Source organism: Burkholderia sp. BCC0398 (assembly GCF_902833245.1).
Lineage (GTDB): Bacteria > Pseudomonadota > Gammaproteobacteria > Burkholderiales > Burkholderiaceae > Burkholderia > Burkholderia sola.
Genome location: NZ_CADFEM010000012.1, coordinates 219417 through 234577 on the forward strand (window position 1 = coordinate 219417; position 15161 = coordinate 234577).

The window sequence follows — 15161 nt, forward strand, 5'->3', positions numbered from 1 at the left end:
CGTTCAACATCGCGCGCAATATTGCGCGATGCGCTCAGCGCTGGCCGAACGCGACGTCGCCGAACAGCGCCTTGTGCTCGCGCGGCTGCGAGCGCCAGTACTGCGGCGGCGCCGTCACCTGCGCGCCGAGCTCGGCCGCCGCATGCCACGGCCAGCGCGGGTCGTACAGCATCGCGCGCGCCATCGCGACGAAATCGGCATCGCCAGCCTCGATCAGCCGGTTCGCATGCTCGGGTTCGTTGATCAGGCCGACCGCGATCGTCGGCATGCCGACCGCCCGCTTCACGGCCTGCGCGAACGGCACCTGATAGCCGGGCGACAGCGGAATCTTCTGCAGCGGCGACACGCCGCCGGACGACACGTCGATCCAGTCGCAGCCGCGGCGCTGCAGTTCGTGCGCGAACGCGATCGTATCGTCGAGTTCCCAGCCGCCTTCGACCCAGTCGGTCGCGGACACGCGCACGCCGACCGGCCGATCGTCCGGAAACGCGGCGCGCACGATCTCGAAGATCTCGAGCGGAAACCGCATCCGGTTTTCGCGCGAGCCGCCGTATTCGTCGGTGCGCCGGTTCGCGAGCGGCGACAGGAACTGATGCAGCAGGTAGCCGTGCGCCGCGTGCACTTCGATTGCATCGATGCCGAGCCGCGCGGCCCGCCGGGCCGACGCCGCGAACGCTTCGCGGATGCGGTTCAGGCCCGCCGCATCGAGCGCGAGCGGCGGCGTCTCGCCGTCCTTGTGCGGAACGGCCGACGGGCCATGCGGCAGCCAGCCGCCGTCGGCGACCGGCACGAGCTGCCCCCCCTCCCACGGCGCCGCACTCGACGCCTTGCGCCCCGCATGCGACAACTGCATCGCGATGCGGATCGGCGAATGCTTGCGGATCGCGGCCAGCACCGGCTTCAGCGCGGCTTCGGTCACGTCGTCCCACAGGCCGAGGTCGCCATGGGTGATGCGTCCGTCGGGTTCCACCGCGGTCGCTTCGATGCACAGCAACCCGGCGCCCGACAGCGCGAGATGGCCGAGGTGAATCATGTGCCAGTCGGTCGCTTCGCCGCGTTCGGCCGAGTACTGGCACATCGGGGAGATCACGATCCGGTTCGGAAGGGTCACGCCGCGCAGCGTGAACGGGGAAAACAGCGCAGTCATGGAAGCCGCTCGCCAGGAAAGGGAAAGAGCGGACGAGCGTAGCACGCACGCCTGAAGCGTGCAGACAGCGCGCTCCGCAGTAAGCGGATGGTCAGGTATGGCCGGCCGGACGCCGGCGGGGCGTGGAACAAACGGAATAGGCGATGGAAGGCGATGCGCCGGCCCTCAACGGATGCAGGCCGGGCCAATCCTTTCCGGCGGACGGGACCGCCCGCGACGTCAGAGCCCGACGCTACCGAGCCACTCCGCGAACATATGCCGTGCGGCCGTCTCGAGCGCGGGGCCGTGCTGCGCGGTATCGGCGCGCAACTGACGCGCGTCGATGCCGGGCGTCGCGGCGATTTCGCCGGCGTTCGCGATCAGCCACGGTTCGAAGCGATCGGTACGGATCTCGGGATGACATTGCAGCGCCAGCACGTGCTGCCCCCATGCGAATGCCTGGTGGCGGCAGGCCGGCGTCGACGCGAGATGGATCGCACCGCCCGGCAGGTCGAACGTATCGCCATGCCAGTGCAGCATCGATGTCGTCGCGCCGTCGAGATGGCGCAGCGGCGACGCGCGGCCGGCATCGGTGAGCGTCAGCGGCGCCCAGCCGAGCTCGTGCTGCGCGGCCGGATAGACGCGCGCCCCGAGCGCCCGCGCGATGAACTGCGCGCCGAGGCAGATGCCGAGGATCGGCAGCCCCGCGTCGATGCGCTGGCGCACGAGCGCCAGCAGCGGCGCGATCGTCGGATACTGCGCGTCGTCGTACACGCTGAGCGGCCCGCCGAGCACGACGAGCAGCGACGGCTCGAGCACGTCGAGCACCTCGACCCGCGACGATCCGACATCGACATAGCGCACCCGTCGACCGCGTTCGCCGAGCACCTGCTCGAAGCTCCCGAGATCCTCGAAATGCACGTGGCGGATCGCCACGACTTCAGCGTTCATCATCGGCCTCCCGGTCGATCGACGGACGTCAGCCTGCGAAAATCTTCCAGGTCTTCTTCTGCGTCGCCGCGTCGGCTTCTTCCTGCACCGAGCAGTCGAGACGCAGATCGCTGTCGGACATGTCGAGGTCGAGCGTCGCGCAGTGATGCACCGTCTTCTTCGACGGTTTGCCCGGCTGAAAGTACGTGCACGTGAGGCACATGCGCTGCGGCGGCGTCGCACCGGCCACCTGCAGCTCGCGCAGCGTCTTCAGCAGCGCGCGGTACAACGTGCCCTGCTCGTCCGCGCCGAGCTTGCCGACTGCTTTCGTCAGGAATTCAGGCCATTGCAGCGCCTTCTTCGCGGCCGTGCGGCCACGCGCCGACAGGCGTACGGCCAATGCCCGGCCGTCGTCCAGCGCACGACGCTTCTCGACGAGCCCCTTCGTCTCGAGCGTGCTGACCGCATCGCTCGTGGTGGCCGCGGTCAGCTGCGTCTCGCGCGCGATCTCGCCGAGCCGCATCGGGCCCTTGCGCTGCAGCAGCAGCACGAGAATCTCGCCTTGCGTCGGCGTCAGGCCAGCGCCTTCCGCCCAATCCCATGCCTCGCTCCGCATGGCCGTGCTCAACCGCAGCAGGCTGTGGGTCACACGTCCCGCAGCCTGGTTCCCGTAAACGCCTTCGCTCATAGTCTTTTCGCTTTGCCGCCGCCCGGATGGCCGAGCGGCCGTAGTGTGGAGATCGAATCCATCTCAAAACAGACGCCCTCTCTCGAGTGCGTCAGCACGGCCGTCGCGAGGCACACGCGGCGGTCGCGTTCGCGGCGACCGGAGAGACACGCATCGTTCCGGTGTCCGCAAAGCCGACATTCTAAGCGAGAGCGGAAAATCGCACAGCTAAGTTATCCCCTGCATGCTGTGGAAAATCGCTGGATAACCGGATTTTTTCGTTGTGCGCGCGATGTCGCGCGCCCGCGAAACGGGGCGCGCCGGCATTTTCCTGTTCGGATCGGCCATCGGCCGCGCGGTCATGATCCACCGGGTTATCCCACCCACAGAGCATTGACTTTGCAGCGGAATATCGGGTTATCCACAGATTGCGACGGTGCCCGTCGACGATTTCGGCGCGACAGGGCGCCGATAACCGTTCAGCGAATCGCGGCGCGGTCGATTCTGCAATCTGCAAAACATATTTTCACTCGCGCCAACGTAAGCACTGCTGCCGGACCGTCTCGTTCAGCGATTTTTCCTGTTTGAAAACGGTTCTCAACCACGATGCATCGTTCACGCGCGCCTTTGCGAGCGCACCGATCTCGTCGAGCGCCGCGCGCGAACCGAGCGCGGCCGCATGCGGCGCGATCCGGTCGAGCGTGTCGAGGATGTCTTCCGCGATCGTGCGGCGCTCGCCCGTCTGAGGATTCACGCAGGTGCCCTCGAGCCCGAAGCGGCACGCTTCGAAACGGTTGAACGTGTAGACCAGGTAATCGTCCTCCGACAGCTTCAGCGGCCGGTCGGTCAGCAGGTAGCGTGCGAGCGTCTGGATGTAGCAGGCGATCGCCGCCGCGCGGTCGACCGACAGCGGCGTGTCCATCACGCGCACTTCGATCGTGCCGTAGCCGGGCTTCGGCCGGATGTCCCAGTAGAAGTCCTTCATCGAGTTGACGACGCCCGTGTTCACCATCTTCGTGAAGTACTCCTCGAACGAGTCCCAGGTCAGCACGAACGGCGCGCGGCCCGACAGCGGGAACGCGAATACCGAATTCAGGCGTGCCGAATGGAAGCCCGTGTCGACGTTCTGCACGAACGGCGACGACGCGGACAGCGCGATGAAGTGCGGAATGAAGCGCGACATCGAGTGCAGCAGGAACAGCGCGCTGTCGGGATCGGGGCAGCCGATGTGCACGTGCTGGCCGAACACGGTGAACTGCTTCGCGAGATAGCCGTACAGCTCGGAGATGTACTGGAAGCGCGGCGCATCGTAGATCTGCCGGTCGCTCCATTGCTGGAACGCATGCGTGCCGCCGCCGGCCAGCCCGACGTTGAGCTGGTCGGCCGCCTTCACGAGCACGTCGCGGATCGCATGCAGCTCGCTGACGGCCTGCTCGTGCGAATGGCAGATGCCGGTCGACAGCTCGATCATGCTTTCGGTGATTTCCGGCGTGATGTTGCCGGGAAAGGTCTCGCCCTGGATCAGGCGCATCAGGTCGGACGCCGCTTTGGTCAGGTCGTAGTTGTGCGTGTTGACGACCTGGATCTCCAGTTCGACGCCGAACGTGAACGGTTCGGAATTGACGAAGGTTTCGAGTGCCATGGCAGTTTCCGGAATCAGTTGCCGTCGCTGCGTTCGCCGACCGCCGACAGGCAGCGATAGACGACGAACGGGCTGACGAGCTGCAGGATCACGATCGAGCACATCACGATCGCGCGCAGGTGCGGGTCGAAATTGGGATAAAGCTGGTAGGTATCGTCGACGAGCAGGTACGACAGCGCGGACATCGGCGTGAGCGCGATGCCGAGCGCGATGCCCTGCTTCATCCCGAGGCCGCTCGGCTTCGCGAACGCGACGACGCCGGCCAGCTTCGCGGCGAGCCGCGTGACGATCAGCACGATCGCGAGCAGCCCGCCGAGCGCGATGTCGCCCCACGTGAACGACGTGAGCGTCAGCACGAACAGCACCACCGTCAGCAGCCAGCCGGCCGTGCCGAAGTGCTCGGGCCACAGCTGCGGCCGCGCTTCGAGGTTCTTCACGATGATGCCGGCGAGCAGCAGCGTGAGCAGCGTCGACAGCTTCAACGCCTGCGCGACGGCGATCGCGAGCATCACGAGCCCGAACAGCGCGACGAACGAATGCTCGTCGCGCATCGTCGCGGTCATGTGACGGAACAGGTAGTTGCACGAACGCGCGACGAGATACGCGACGATGAACGAGCCGGCTAGCAGGTAGAGCGGCTGCAGGATCGTCGCGAAAACGTTGCCGTACGCTTCCTGGTGCAGCCAGCTCGTCACGAGCTTGGTCAGCACGATCGCGTACACGCTGTTGAGCGCGGTGAGCGTGATCAGGCGTTGCGACACCTGCCCTTCCGCGCGCAGTTCGGTCTTCAGCTGGATCACCATCGACGGCGACGTCGCGATCGCGATCGCCGACAGCACCAGCGCGACCATCCCCGATACGCCGAGCGCGAGCATCACGAACAGCACGAGCACGAACGTGAGCGTGGCCTCCGCGAGACTCGACGCGACGAGCCACGGATTGCGCCGGATCCAGCGCAGGTCGAGGCGGCTGCCGAGTTCGAACAGCAGCAGGCCGAGCGCGACGTCCATCAGGAGCCGCGAGGTTTCGTCGGTGCTGGTGTCGATCACGCCGAATCCGAACGAACCGGCGATCAGGCCGATCACGGCATAGCCGGTGATGCGCGGCAGGCGCCACGCGCGATAGCACAGTTCGCCGCACAGGCCGGCTGCGAACAGCGCGAGCCCGGCCCAGAACACGGCATCCGGCGCGAGCGGCCAGTTGGGCAGGAATGAGAACGCCGACTTCATCGTGGTGACTTCTCCTTTGGAAGCAACCGCCAGCGACGCGGGGTCAAGCGACAGGAATGGATGCGCGCCGGCTGGGTATTGCCCCGAATGTGATTGTTGTGCTCGACGATGGCGGTACATGGGGTCCGCCTGTTCCGCCACAAGGCGGAACGTCGTTCAGGTTGCCGATCTGGATTGTCGGCCTGGTGTGTGAACGGACTGCGCAGTCTCGAAGATTCAGATTCGAAATCGTGCCGACCGTTCCATTGAAGCATGTCCGGCGCTTGGCCGAACGAACGCGAAGGAAACCGATTGTGCCACAGGTTTTTCGCTCCGGAACCGATTGAATCGACTCGTGGGGCTGTGCGCCGCCGCAGGTCTTTGGTTTCAAAGGTTTACTTTGTATATATACGTAGTAGAAGTTAACAAAGGACGCACAGTTCTGTGGATAACTCCGGTTTACGCTGACAGATCAAGGTGTTGGCGAAACCATAACCGGTTGCACAGGCTGTTCGCGCACAGCGGTTTGAGTTGAGCAACTTTCGGGCCGCATCACAGCTGTGCCGAGTTGCCCAGTTTACGTCCACTGTGATTGCACACGGAGTGCACGCGGATTCCGCGCGGTTATCCACAGCGTCGCGTGGATAACCTTGCGCGGAAAAATCGGGAAACTGTGACGGCTGCGGGCGGCCAGTCAGCCGGCCGAACCGACGCGGCGGGCGCGCAGTGCGCGGATCAGGAAGCGGGCGGGATCGATCGCGTCGGCGAGTTCGCGCTCGAGCGGCCACGGCTCGCCTTCGAGTTGCGACGCGATCAGTTCGGCGCCGAGCGCAGCCCATACGAGGCCGCGCGAACCGAAGCCGAATGCGCCGTAGAGGCCCGGCGTGCGCGGCAGGTCGCGCGCCTGCGCACCGCCCAGCGCGCGTGCGTTCGCGGTGGCCTGCGCCTCGTCGGCGAGCGGGCCGACGAGCGGCAGACGGTCGCCGACGACCCAGCGGAACGCCACGCGGCCGTGCAGCGTGGCCGGATCTGGCAGTTCGCCGATCAGGCCCGGCAGCAGGCGCCGCACGCGGTCGAGGTTTTCGGCGTGGCCGGCCGCGCGCATCGCGGGATCGGTGTCGTCGGGTTCGAACGTGGCGCCGATCAGCAGCGTGCCGTCGTCGAGCGGCACCGCGTAACCGTCGCCGATCGCCGGGCACGGCAGCGGCGCCGTCGTGCCCGGCGGCAGCAGCGTGAGCTGGCCGCGTACCGGTTGCAGCGCGACATGCTTGAGCCCGGCAAGACGCGCGGCGTCGCCCGCGTTCGCGAGCACGACGACAGGTGCATCGGCGAGCGTGGCGCCCGTATCGTCGAGCGCATGCCACGCGTCGCCCCGCCGTTCGAGCCGTGCGACGCCGGTGGACGCGAGCAGGCGCACGCGCTCGCCGGCCGCCGCATATTGCGCGGCGCACAGCCCGGCCGGCCAGACGGCGCCGCCGTGCGGGAACAGCAGGCCGCCGTGCGCGACCGGCAGATTCAGATGTGCGCGTGCGGCATCGGCATCGAGCAGCGTCACGTAGTCGGACGGCGCGCCGAACGCATCGAAGGCGTCGCGCATCCGCGCGAAATCGTCGGCCGATTCGGCAAGATGGATCATCCCGTGCGTGCTGCGTGCGAATGCATGCCCTGCGTGTTCGAGCGCACGCCAGCGTGCGAGCGCGTGCAGGAAGCCGCCGCGCGTGAGGCGGCTCGCGACGTTGTCGTCGCGCGTCATCAACGGGTGGAACACCCCGGCCGGATTGCCCGACGCTTCGCTCGCGATCCGTTCGTGCCGCTCGATCAGCGTGACGTCCCAGCCGCGCGCGGCCAGACGTTCGACGACCGCGCAGCCGGCGAGGCCCGCGCCGATCACGATCGCACGGCGCGCTGCAACGGGCAGCGCACGCGGCGGCTCGTGCCGGCGCGCGCGCCAGCGCGGCGCATAGTCGCCGACGAGACGATCGTCGACTTCGCGGAACGTGAAACCTGTTTCGCCGAGCGCGTACTTCACGTCGTCGGACTTTGCATGGGTCGCAAACGTCGCGTGTTCGCCGGCGAGTTTCGCGAGTGCGCGGATCCCGTCGCTCGACGCCGCGGCGCCGTCGAGAAAAAACGCATCGGCGCGCGCGACGAGCTTCTTCAGCAGGTCGATCGGATCGCCGAACGCGAGCGTGAGCACGACGCGTCCTTCGTCGAATTCGAGCCGGTGCACGCCCGGCACGAGCATCTGCCATGCGTCGATCAATGCATCGGTGTCTGCCGATATGGTTGTGTCCGCAACCATATGCGAAACCGCGCGGCGCAGGTCGTCGCGCGAGAACGGATGCGACTCGACTGCAACGACATGCAACCGTTCGCAGCGCGCGGGATCGTCGCGCCACGCGGCCCACGCCGCGAGGAAGCCGGCGCCCGCGCCGAATTCGGTCGCGACGATCGTAAACGTCCGGCGGCGCTGCCAGCGCGTGGGCAGCCCGTTGCCGGAGACGAACGCGCGATGTGCGTGCGCGAGCGTGCCGGATGCGCCGCGATGAAGCTCGCCGAACTCGGGCGAGACGAGCGTGCCGTCGTCGCGAAGCGCGAGCGAGGCGTAAACAAGTCGGTCGGGCATGCGAAACAAAAAACGTGGCAGCCAAGCCTGGCAAGGGATTGCGGCAGGCCGTCCGATCGGCCGTTGGAAAAGGGCAACGGGGCGACGGGCGGGCGGACCACGCTGCGTATCCTGTCCGGTTGGCGCAGGTCAAAAAACGGGCAATCGACGATTCATTCGGCGAAATACCGATGAAAATCTTTGAAACCCTTGTCGTTATTGGGTTTGCGCTGCGCTATCATAGCAACGCCGTACCGCGGGGTGGCCGCCGGCAAGCCGGAGGGCGCGTCGCGCGGGCCAGGATTCGGCGCTGTGTCGTCGGAGTCTGACTCTCGACGGCACGGTTCGCGCACGTATAATCGGCGCGTTCGCGCTGTTCGTGTCAACCTAACCTGATAAAGGAACCTTAATGAACAAACAGGAACTGATCGACGCCGTCGCCGCCCAAACGGGCGCCAGCAAGGCTCAAACCGGCGAAACGCTGGACACGCTGCTCGAAGTCATCAAGAAGGCCGTGTCGAAGGGTGATGCGGTTCAGCTGATCGGCTTCGGCAGCTTCGGTTCGGGCAAGCGCGCAGCACGTACGGGCCGCAACCCGAAGACGGGCGAAACCATCAAGATCCCGGCAGCCAAGACGGTCAAGTTCACGGCTGGCAAGGCGTTCAAGGATGCCGTCAACAAGCGTTAAACCCGCGCCTGTTCCAGAAAAAACCCGCCTCTCGGCGGGTTTTTTGTTGGGCGCGCGCGGCATTTTCGCCACAGTTCGCGCCGCCCTTGCAAAAGTTAACGGTTGTTTTTACAAGCCGTTACCACGCGATCACGCGTGCACGATCTGCGTGTCGCCGTGATCGTCGTCGTCGTGCGAATCGACGTCCCACGCCGGGAACGGATCGTCGAACGCGGCCCATCCGGCCGCGCCGAGTGCGAACTCCGCATCCGTCAGCAGACACGCGTCGAGTTTCGTGCGCCACGCATCGGCGTCGAGCGCGATGCCGATCAGCACGAGTTCCTGCCGGCGATCTCCGACCGTGCGATCGTCGAGATCGCCGAGCCATTCGGTGCGGATTTCAGCGAGCAGCTCGTCGTCGTCGGGCCATTCAGCGCGATCCTGCGCCGCCCACCACAAACCCGCCGGCCCGTGCCGGCATACGCCGCCCGCCTGCGACAGCGAGCCCGCGATGTCGTTGCGCGTCGCGAGCCAGAAGAAACCCTTGCTGCGCAGCACGCCCGGCCACTCCTGATGCAGCAGCGCCCACAGCCGTGCCGGGTGAAACGGCCGGCGCGCGCGGTAAACGAAATTGCCGATCCCGAATTCGTCGGCTTCGCCGTGCACGTGCGCATGATGGTCGTCATGGCAGTCGGGGTCGTCGCAATGCGTGTGATCGTGGTCGAGCGATGCGAGCCAGCCCGGTGCGTTCGCGGCTTCGTCGAAATCGAAGCGGCCGGTGTTCAGCACTTCGTCGAGCGGCACGTTGCCGAACGTCGATACGACCTGATGCGCGCGCGGATTGAGACGCGCGAGGATGTGCTGCAGGCGTGCGAGATCGTCCGCGCCGACCAGATCGGCCTTGTTGATCACCAGCACGTCGCAGAATTCGATCTGCTCGATCAGCAGCTCGACGAGCGTGCGGTCGTCGTCTTCCGACGCGGCGATGCCGCGCGTCGCGAGCGCATCGTCGGAGCCGTAGTCGCGCAGGAAGTTGTACGCGTCGACCACGGTGACGAGCGTGTCGAGCCGCGCGATCGACGACAGCGACGCGCCGTCGTCGTCGACGAACGTGAACGTTTCGGCGATCGGCATCGGCTCCGCGATACCGGTCGATTCGATCATGATCGCGTCGAAGCGGCCTTCGGACGCGAGGTTGCGGATTTCGACGAGCAGATCGTCGCGCAGCGTGCAGCAGATGCAGCCGTTCGACATCTCGACGAGGCGTTCCTCGACGTGCGACAGCGCCTGCGCGTCGCGCACGAGCGACGCGTCGATGTTGACCGCCGCGAGATCGTTGACGATCACCGCGACTTTCAGGCCCGCGCGGTTCGCGAGCACGTGGTTGAGCAGCGTGGTCTTGCCGGCGCCGAGGAAACCGGACAGCACGGTGACGGGCAACGGCTGTTTCATTGCCGGATTCATGATGATATGCACCAACGGAAAAGATGAAAAAGCGGCCGCGGCGCCCTGCCGGGGCGCGATCGGCCCGCACGCGGGCGAAACGGCGGCGCCAGCCCGCATTGTGCATCAAACGCGCGCGGCCGGCCCTGCGTCAACCGGCGACGCGGCGCCGAATCACTGAGCGGGCTGCGCTGGCTGCGCGGCCTGGGCAGTCTGCGCGGACGGCAGCAGCTTCCATTGCGTCAGGATGCCGGCGATCTGCCGCGCGTACTTGTCGCGCAGCGACGGCGTTTCCGAATGATAGGCGCCGACCGCCTGCCACGTGTTGCCGTAGCGGTTCATCTTCTGTTTGAGATGCCACGCGGCGATGTACACGTTCTTGCACGGCTCCATCAGCGTGTCGCGGCCGATCCCGTAACGCGACAGCGTGGGCAGGTGGATCGAATTGATCTGCATCAGGCCGTAGTCGACCGAGCCGTTCGTATTCTTGTTCAGCGCACCGGGCCGGTTGCGCGATTCCTGCCATGCGATCGCGCGCAGGATCAGCGGATTGACCTGCTGATATTTGGCCGCTTCGTCGAAACAATCCGCGCGTGCGTTGCCGCTGGCGAACCACGCGCCGGCGGCGATCAACGCGATCGAAGCGAACCGTCTGTTCATCGTGCGGAAACGGAAAGGAATTGCGCGAAGCTCGGGAAAACCCGTGCCTGTTATTAATGCGACGAGAAACGCGCCGCCCGTATCATACCGGCAGACCGTCCAATTGCGACAGGCAGGAATACGGCAGCCCGGTTATACCGCATTTCCGTGTCGATTCATCTCGAAATCGGGGCGACGGCCGGCATGCGGAGGGTGACGCCGATCCTTACATATCGCATACGATTCGCCGGACACATGTCGTATGTGAGACAGTCTTCGGATCAATGTGATATTTCGGACATGAAAAACTGCTAATGTCGCCTCTTTCGGACTTGGATCCCAGCACTACCGCCGGAAGTGGCCTGAGCCGGCATCGACCCATTCATCCATGACAAGAAATCGCTTCGTTATGCGGCGTATCGCCACGACCCTGCTCGTGGCCGGCATCATCGTCTCGCAGGCTGCCTACGCTCAGGTCACGCTCAACTTCGTGAATGCGGACATCGACCAGGTCGCGAAAGCGATCGGCGCCGCGACCGGCAAGACCATCATCGTCGACCCCCGCGTGAAGGGGCAGCTCAATCTCGTCGCCGAACGGCCGGTGCCGGAAGACCAGGCGTTGAAGACGCTGCAGTCCGCGCTGCGCATGCAGGGCTTCGCGCTCGTGCAGGATCACGGCGTGCTGAAGGTCGTGCCGGAAGCCGACGCGAAGCTGCAGGGCGTGCCGACCTACGTCGGCAATGCGCCGCAGGCGCGCGGCGACCAGGTGATCACGCAGGTGTTCGAGCTGCACAACGAATCGGCGAACAACCTGCTGCCCGTGCTGCGGCCGCTGATCTCGCCGAACAACACGGTGACGGCCTACCCGGCGAACAACACGATCGTCGTGACCGACTATGCGGACAACGTGCGCCGCATCGCGCAGATCATCTCCGGTATCGACAGCGCCGCGGGTGCGCAGGTGCAGGTCGTGACGCTGCGCAACGCGAACGCGATCGACCTCGCCGCGCAGATGCAGAAGATGCTCGACCCGGGTGCGATCGGCAACAGCGACGCGACGTTGAAGGTGTCGGTCACGGCCGACCCGCGCACCAATTCGCTGCTGCTGCGCGCATCGAACGGCTCGCGCCTCGCGGCCGCGAAACGCCTCGCGCTGCAGCTCGATGCGCCGAGCGCGGTGCCCGGCAACATGCACGTCGTGCCGCTGCGCAACGCCGATGCGGTGAAGCTCGCGAAGACGCTGCGCGGGATGCTCGGCAAGGGCGGCGGCAACGACAGCGGCGCGTCGGCGTCGTCCAACGATGCGAACAGTTTCAACCAGAACGGCGGCTCGTCGTCGAGCGGCAACTTCTCGACCGGCACGTCGGGCACCCCGCCGCTGCCGTCGGGCGGCCTCGGCGGTTCGTCGTCTTCGTCGGCGTATGGCGGCGGCGGTTCGTCCGGCGGTGGCCTCGGTACGGGCGGCCTGCTCGGCGGCGACAAGGACAAGAGCGGTGACGACAACCAGCCGGGCGGGATGATCCAGGCCGACTCGGCGACCAACTCGCTGATCATCACCGCGTCCGATCCGGTTTACCGGAACCTGCGCTCGGTGATCGACCAGCTCGACGCACGGCGCGCGCAGGTCTATATCGAAGCGCTGATCGTCGAGCTGAACTCGACGACGCAGGGCAACCTGGGCATCCAGTGGCAGGTCGCGAGCGGCCAGTTTCTCGGCGGCACGAACCTGAACCCCGGGCTGGGGCTCGGCAACAGCATCATCAACCTGACGGCGGGCGGCTTGACCAACGCGGCCGGCGGGGTCACCGGCGGCGGGCTGGCGTCCAATCTCGGGCAGTTGTCCCAGGGCCTCAACATCGGCTGGCTGCATAACATGTTCGGCGTGCAGGGGCTCGGCGCGTTGCTGCAGTATTTCTCGGGCGTGAGCGACGCGAACGTGCTGTCGACGCCGAACCTGATCACGCTCGACAACGAGGAAGCGAAGATCGTCGTCGGCCAGAACGTGCCGATCGCGACCGGTTCATACTCGAACCTGACGAGCGGCACGACGAGCAATGCGTTCAATACCTACGATCGCCGCGACGTCGGCCTGACGCTGCACGTGAAGCCGCAGATCACCGACGGCGGGATCCTGAAGCTGCAGCTCTACACGGAGGATTCGGCGGTCGTCAGCGGGACCACGAACGCGCAGACCGGCCCGACCTTCACGAAACGCTCGATCCAGTCGACGATCCTGGCCGACAACGGCGAGATCATCGTGCTCGGCGGCCTGATGCAGGACAACTACCAGGTGTCGAACAGCAAGGTGCCGCTGCTCGGCGACATCCCGTGGATCGGCCAGCTGTTCCGTTCGGAATCGAAGCAGCGCGCGAAAACCAACCTGATGGTGTTCCTGCGTCCGGTGATCATTTCCGATCGCAGCACCGCGCAGGAAGTCACCGCGAACCGCTACGACTACATCCAGGGCGTGACGGGCGCCTACAAGTCGGACAACAACGTGATCCGCGACAAGGACGACCCGGTCGTCCCGCCGATGCCGCTGGGTCCGAGCCAGGGCGGCACGCCGGCCGGCAACCTGTTCGATCTCGACAAGATGCGCCGCCAGCAGTTGCAGCGCCAGGTCGCGCCGGTACCGGCCCAGCCGCTGCCGGAAGCAACGCCCGCGCAGCCGCAGAGCGTGCCGCAGCAGGCGGTGCCGCAACAGCCGCTGACCACCGCGCCGGGAGCGTCGCAGTGAGCGACGTGCTCGCGTCATCCGCCCACGACGGCGCGCCGGGCGAGCGCCAGCCGCCGTCGCCGCTCGCCGCGCGCCTGCTGCCGTACGGTTTCGCGAAGAGCGGCCAGGTGCTGATCGCGCATCAGCTCGACGACACGCTCGAGGTGTGGATCAGCGAACGCACGAGCGACGCCGCGCTCGCGGAGATCGCGCGCAACTTCGGCTCGATTTCCGTGCATCGCGTGCCGGCCGACGAGCTCGCACAGGCGATCAACCAGGCCTACGCGCGCCAGGATGGCAGCGCCGCGCAGGTGGTCGGCGAGGTCGAAGGCGAAGTCGACCTGTCGCGGCTGATGCAGGACATCCCCGAAGTCGAGGATCTGCTCGAATCGGAAGACGACGCGCCGATCATCCGGATGATCAACGCGCTGCTCACGCAAGCGGCGCGCGAACAGGCGTCGGACATCCACATCGAGCCGTTCGAGAATGCGTCGGTCGTGCGCTTTCGCGTCGACGGCACGCTGCGCGACGTCGTGCGCCCGAAGAAGGCGCTGCACGGCGCGCTGATCTCGCGGATCAAGATCATGGCGCAGCTCGACATCGCCGAGAAACGGCTGCCGCAGGACGGCCGCATCACGCTGCGCGTCGGCGGCCGGCCGGTCGACGTGCGGGTGTCGACGCTGCCGACCGGGCATGGCGAGCGCGCGGTGCTGCGTCTCCTGGAAAAGGACGCGCAGCGGCTGAACCTCGAAGCGCTCGGGATGGGTCGCGACACGCTCGTCCAGTTCGACAAGCTGATCGCCCGTCCGCACGGCATCGTGCTCGTCACCGGCCCGACCGGTTCCGGCAAGACGACCACGCTGTACGCGTCGATGTCGCGGCTCGAAACCGCGACGACCAATATCATGACCGTCGAGGATCCGATCGAATACGACCTGTCCGGCATCGGCCAGACGCAGGTGAACGAGCGGATCGGGATGACCTTCGCCCGCGCGCTGCGCTCGATCCTGCGCCAGGACCCGGACGTGATCATGATCGGCGAAATCCGCGACCTCGAAACCGCGCAGATCGCGGTGCAGGCGTCGCTGACGGGCCACCTCGTGCTCGCGACGCTGCACACGAACGATGCGGCGTCCGCCGTCACCCGTCTGACCGACATGGGTGTCGAGCCGTACCTGCTCGCGTCGTCGCTGCTCGGCGTGCTCGCGCAGCGCCTCGTGCGCCAGCTCTGCCCCGTCTGCAAGGAAGAGCGGCACGAGGACGGCCGCACCGTGTGGCATCCGGTCGGCTGCGACAAGTGCGGGCATTCGGGCTATGCGGGCCGGCGCGGCGTGTACGAACTGCTGCTCGTCGACGAGTCGATCCGCACGCTGATCCACCGCAACGCGGCCGATGCCGAGATCCTGGCCGCCGGCCGCGCGGAAGGGATGCGCACATTGCGCGACGACGCGGAGCGCTGGCTCGCGTCCGGCGCAACGTCGCTCGAGGAAGTGCTGCGCGTGACGGGAGGCGCATAGC

The 15161-nt window shown here is 66.5% G+C and carries 11 protein-coding genes; 3 read left to right on the plus strand and 8 right to left on the minus strand.

Features of this window, described 5'->3' with window-relative positions:
• Positions 1-34 precede the first annotated feature (34 nt).
• From HWX76_RS25710 to mnmC, 6 genes are all read right to left on the minus strand, one after another.
• Positions 35-1147 carry an NADH:flavin oxidoreductase/NADH oxidase gene (locus HWX76_RS25710; protein ID WP_089488016.1) on the minus strand — a complete coding sequence of 371 codons (1113 nt, stop codon included), beginning with the start codon at positions 1145-1147 and terminating at the stop codon, positions 35-37.
• 219 nt (positions 1148-1366) lie between these two features.
• Positions 1367-2077: a glutamine amidotransferase gene (locus tag HWX76_RS25715; protein ID WP_124555741.1), complete on the minus strand. Its 711-nt coding sequence runs from the start codon at positions 2075-2077 to the stop codon at positions 1367-1369.
• A 28-nt stretch (positions 2078-2105) separates the two neighbouring features.
• Complete coding sequence (locus HWX76_RS25720; RefSeq protein WP_050015785.1) at positions 2106-2744, minus strand: MarR family winged helix-turn-helix transcriptional regulator; 639 nt, start codon at positions 2742-2744, stop codon at positions 2106-2108.
• 505 nt (positions 2745-3249) lie between these two features.
• Positions 3250-4365 (minus strand): YbdK family carboxylate-amine ligase, encoded by a 1116-nt coding sequence (locus tag HWX76_RS25725; RefSeq protein WP_006490006.1) that lies wholly within the window; start codon positions 4363-4365, stop codon positions 3250-3252.
• A 14-nt stretch (positions 4366-4379) separates the two neighbouring features.
• The gene (locus HWX76_RS25730) at positions 4380-5594 is read right to left on the minus strand and encodes a cation:proton antiporter (RefSeq protein WP_050015784.1); all 1215 of its coding nucleotides are present in this window, start codon (positions 5592-5594) and stop codon (positions 4380-4382) included.
• Between the two features lie 673 nt (positions 5595-6267).
• Positions 6268-8199, minus strand: coding sequence for a bifunctional tRNA (5-methylaminomethyl-2-thiouridine)(34)-methyltransferase MnmD/FAD-dependent 5-carboxymethylaminomethyl-2-thiouridine(34) oxidoreductase MnmC (mnmC, locus tag HWX76_RS25735; protein ID WP_176016541.1), 1932 nt, complete (start codon positions 8197-8199; stop codon positions 6268-6270).
• A 388-nt stretch (positions 8200-8587) separates the two neighbouring features.
• Here mnmC and HWX76_RS25740 point away from each other — a divergent pair, with 388 nt between their 5' ends.
• On the plus strand, positions 8588-8866 hold the full coding sequence (locus tag HWX76_RS25740) for an HU family DNA-binding protein (RefSeq protein WP_006401505.1): 279 nt from the start codon (positions 8588-8590) through the stop codon (positions 8864-8866).
• 129 nt (positions 8867-8995) lie between these two features.
• Here HWX76_RS25740 and HWX76_RS25745 read toward each other — a convergent pair whose 3' ends face one another.
• A complete protein-coding gene (locus HWX76_RS25745; RefSeq protein WP_050016011.1) occupies positions 8996-10309 on the minus strand; it encodes a GTP-binding protein in 1314 nt (437 codons plus the stop codon).
• Positions 10310-10462: 153 nt separating this feature from the next.
• Complete coding sequence (locus HWX76_RS25750; protein ID WP_050015778.1) at positions 10463-10948, minus strand: lytic transglycosylase domain-containing protein; 486 nt, start codon at positions 10946-10948, stop codon at positions 10463-10465.
• Between the two features lie 367 nt (positions 10949-11315).
• Between HWX76_RS25750 and gspD the strand changes: the two genes are divergently transcribed.
• Complete coding sequence (gene gspD, locus HWX76_RS25755) at positions 11316-13664, plus strand: type II secretion system secretin GspD (protein WP_124631494.1); 2349 nt, start codon at positions 11316-11318, stop codon at positions 13662-13664.
• Positions 13661-15160, plus strand: a complete 1500-nt coding sequence (gene gspE, locus HWX76_RS25760; protein ID WP_050015776.1) for a type II secretion system ATPase GspE — start codon at positions 13661-13663, stop codon at positions 15158-15160. The genes gspD and gspE overlap by 4 nt, the downstream gene beginning before the upstream one ends.
• The last annotated feature ends 1 nt before the right edge of the window (position 15161 follow it).

Coding starts and splice junctions, on each gene's coding strand:
- HWX76_RS25710 (WP_089488016.1), bottom strand. CDS start 1,147: ATGACTGCGCTGTTTTCCCCGTTCACGCTGCGCGGCGTGACCCTTCCG.
- HWX76_RS25715 (WP_124555741.1), bottom strand. CDS start 2,077: ATGAACGCTGAAGTCGTGGCGATCCGCCACGTGCATTTCGAGGATCTC.
- HWX76_RS25720 (WP_050015785.1), bottom strand. CDS start 2,744: ATGAGCGAAGGCGTTTACGGGAACCAGGCTGCGGGACGTGTGACCCAC.
- HWX76_RS25725 (WP_006490006.1), bottom strand. CDS start 4,365: ATGGCACTCGAAACCTTCGTCAATTCCGAACCGTTCACGTTCGGCGTC.
- HWX76_RS25730 (WP_050015784.1), bottom strand. CDS start 5,594: ATGAAGTCGGCGTTCTCATTCCTGCCCAACTGGCCGCTCGCGCCGGAT.
- mnmC (WP_176016541.1), bottom strand. CDS start 8,199: ATGCCCGACCGACTTGTTTACGCCTCGCTCGCGCTTCGCGACGACGGC.
- HWX76_RS25740 (WP_006401505.1), top strand. CDS start 8,588: ATGAACAAACAGGAACTGATCGACGCCGTCGCCGCCCAAACGGGCGCC.
- HWX76_RS25745 (WP_050016011.1), bottom strand. CDS start 10,309: ATGAATCCGGCAATGAAACAGCCGTTGCCCGTCACCGTGCTGTCCGGT.
- HWX76_RS25750 (WP_050015778.1), bottom strand. CDS start 10,948: ATGAACAGACGGTTCGCTTCGATCGCGTTGATCGCCGCCGGCGCGTGG.
- gspD (WP_124631494.1), top strand. CDS start 11,316: ATGACAAGAAATCGCTTCGTTATGCGGCGTATCGCCACGACCCTGCTC.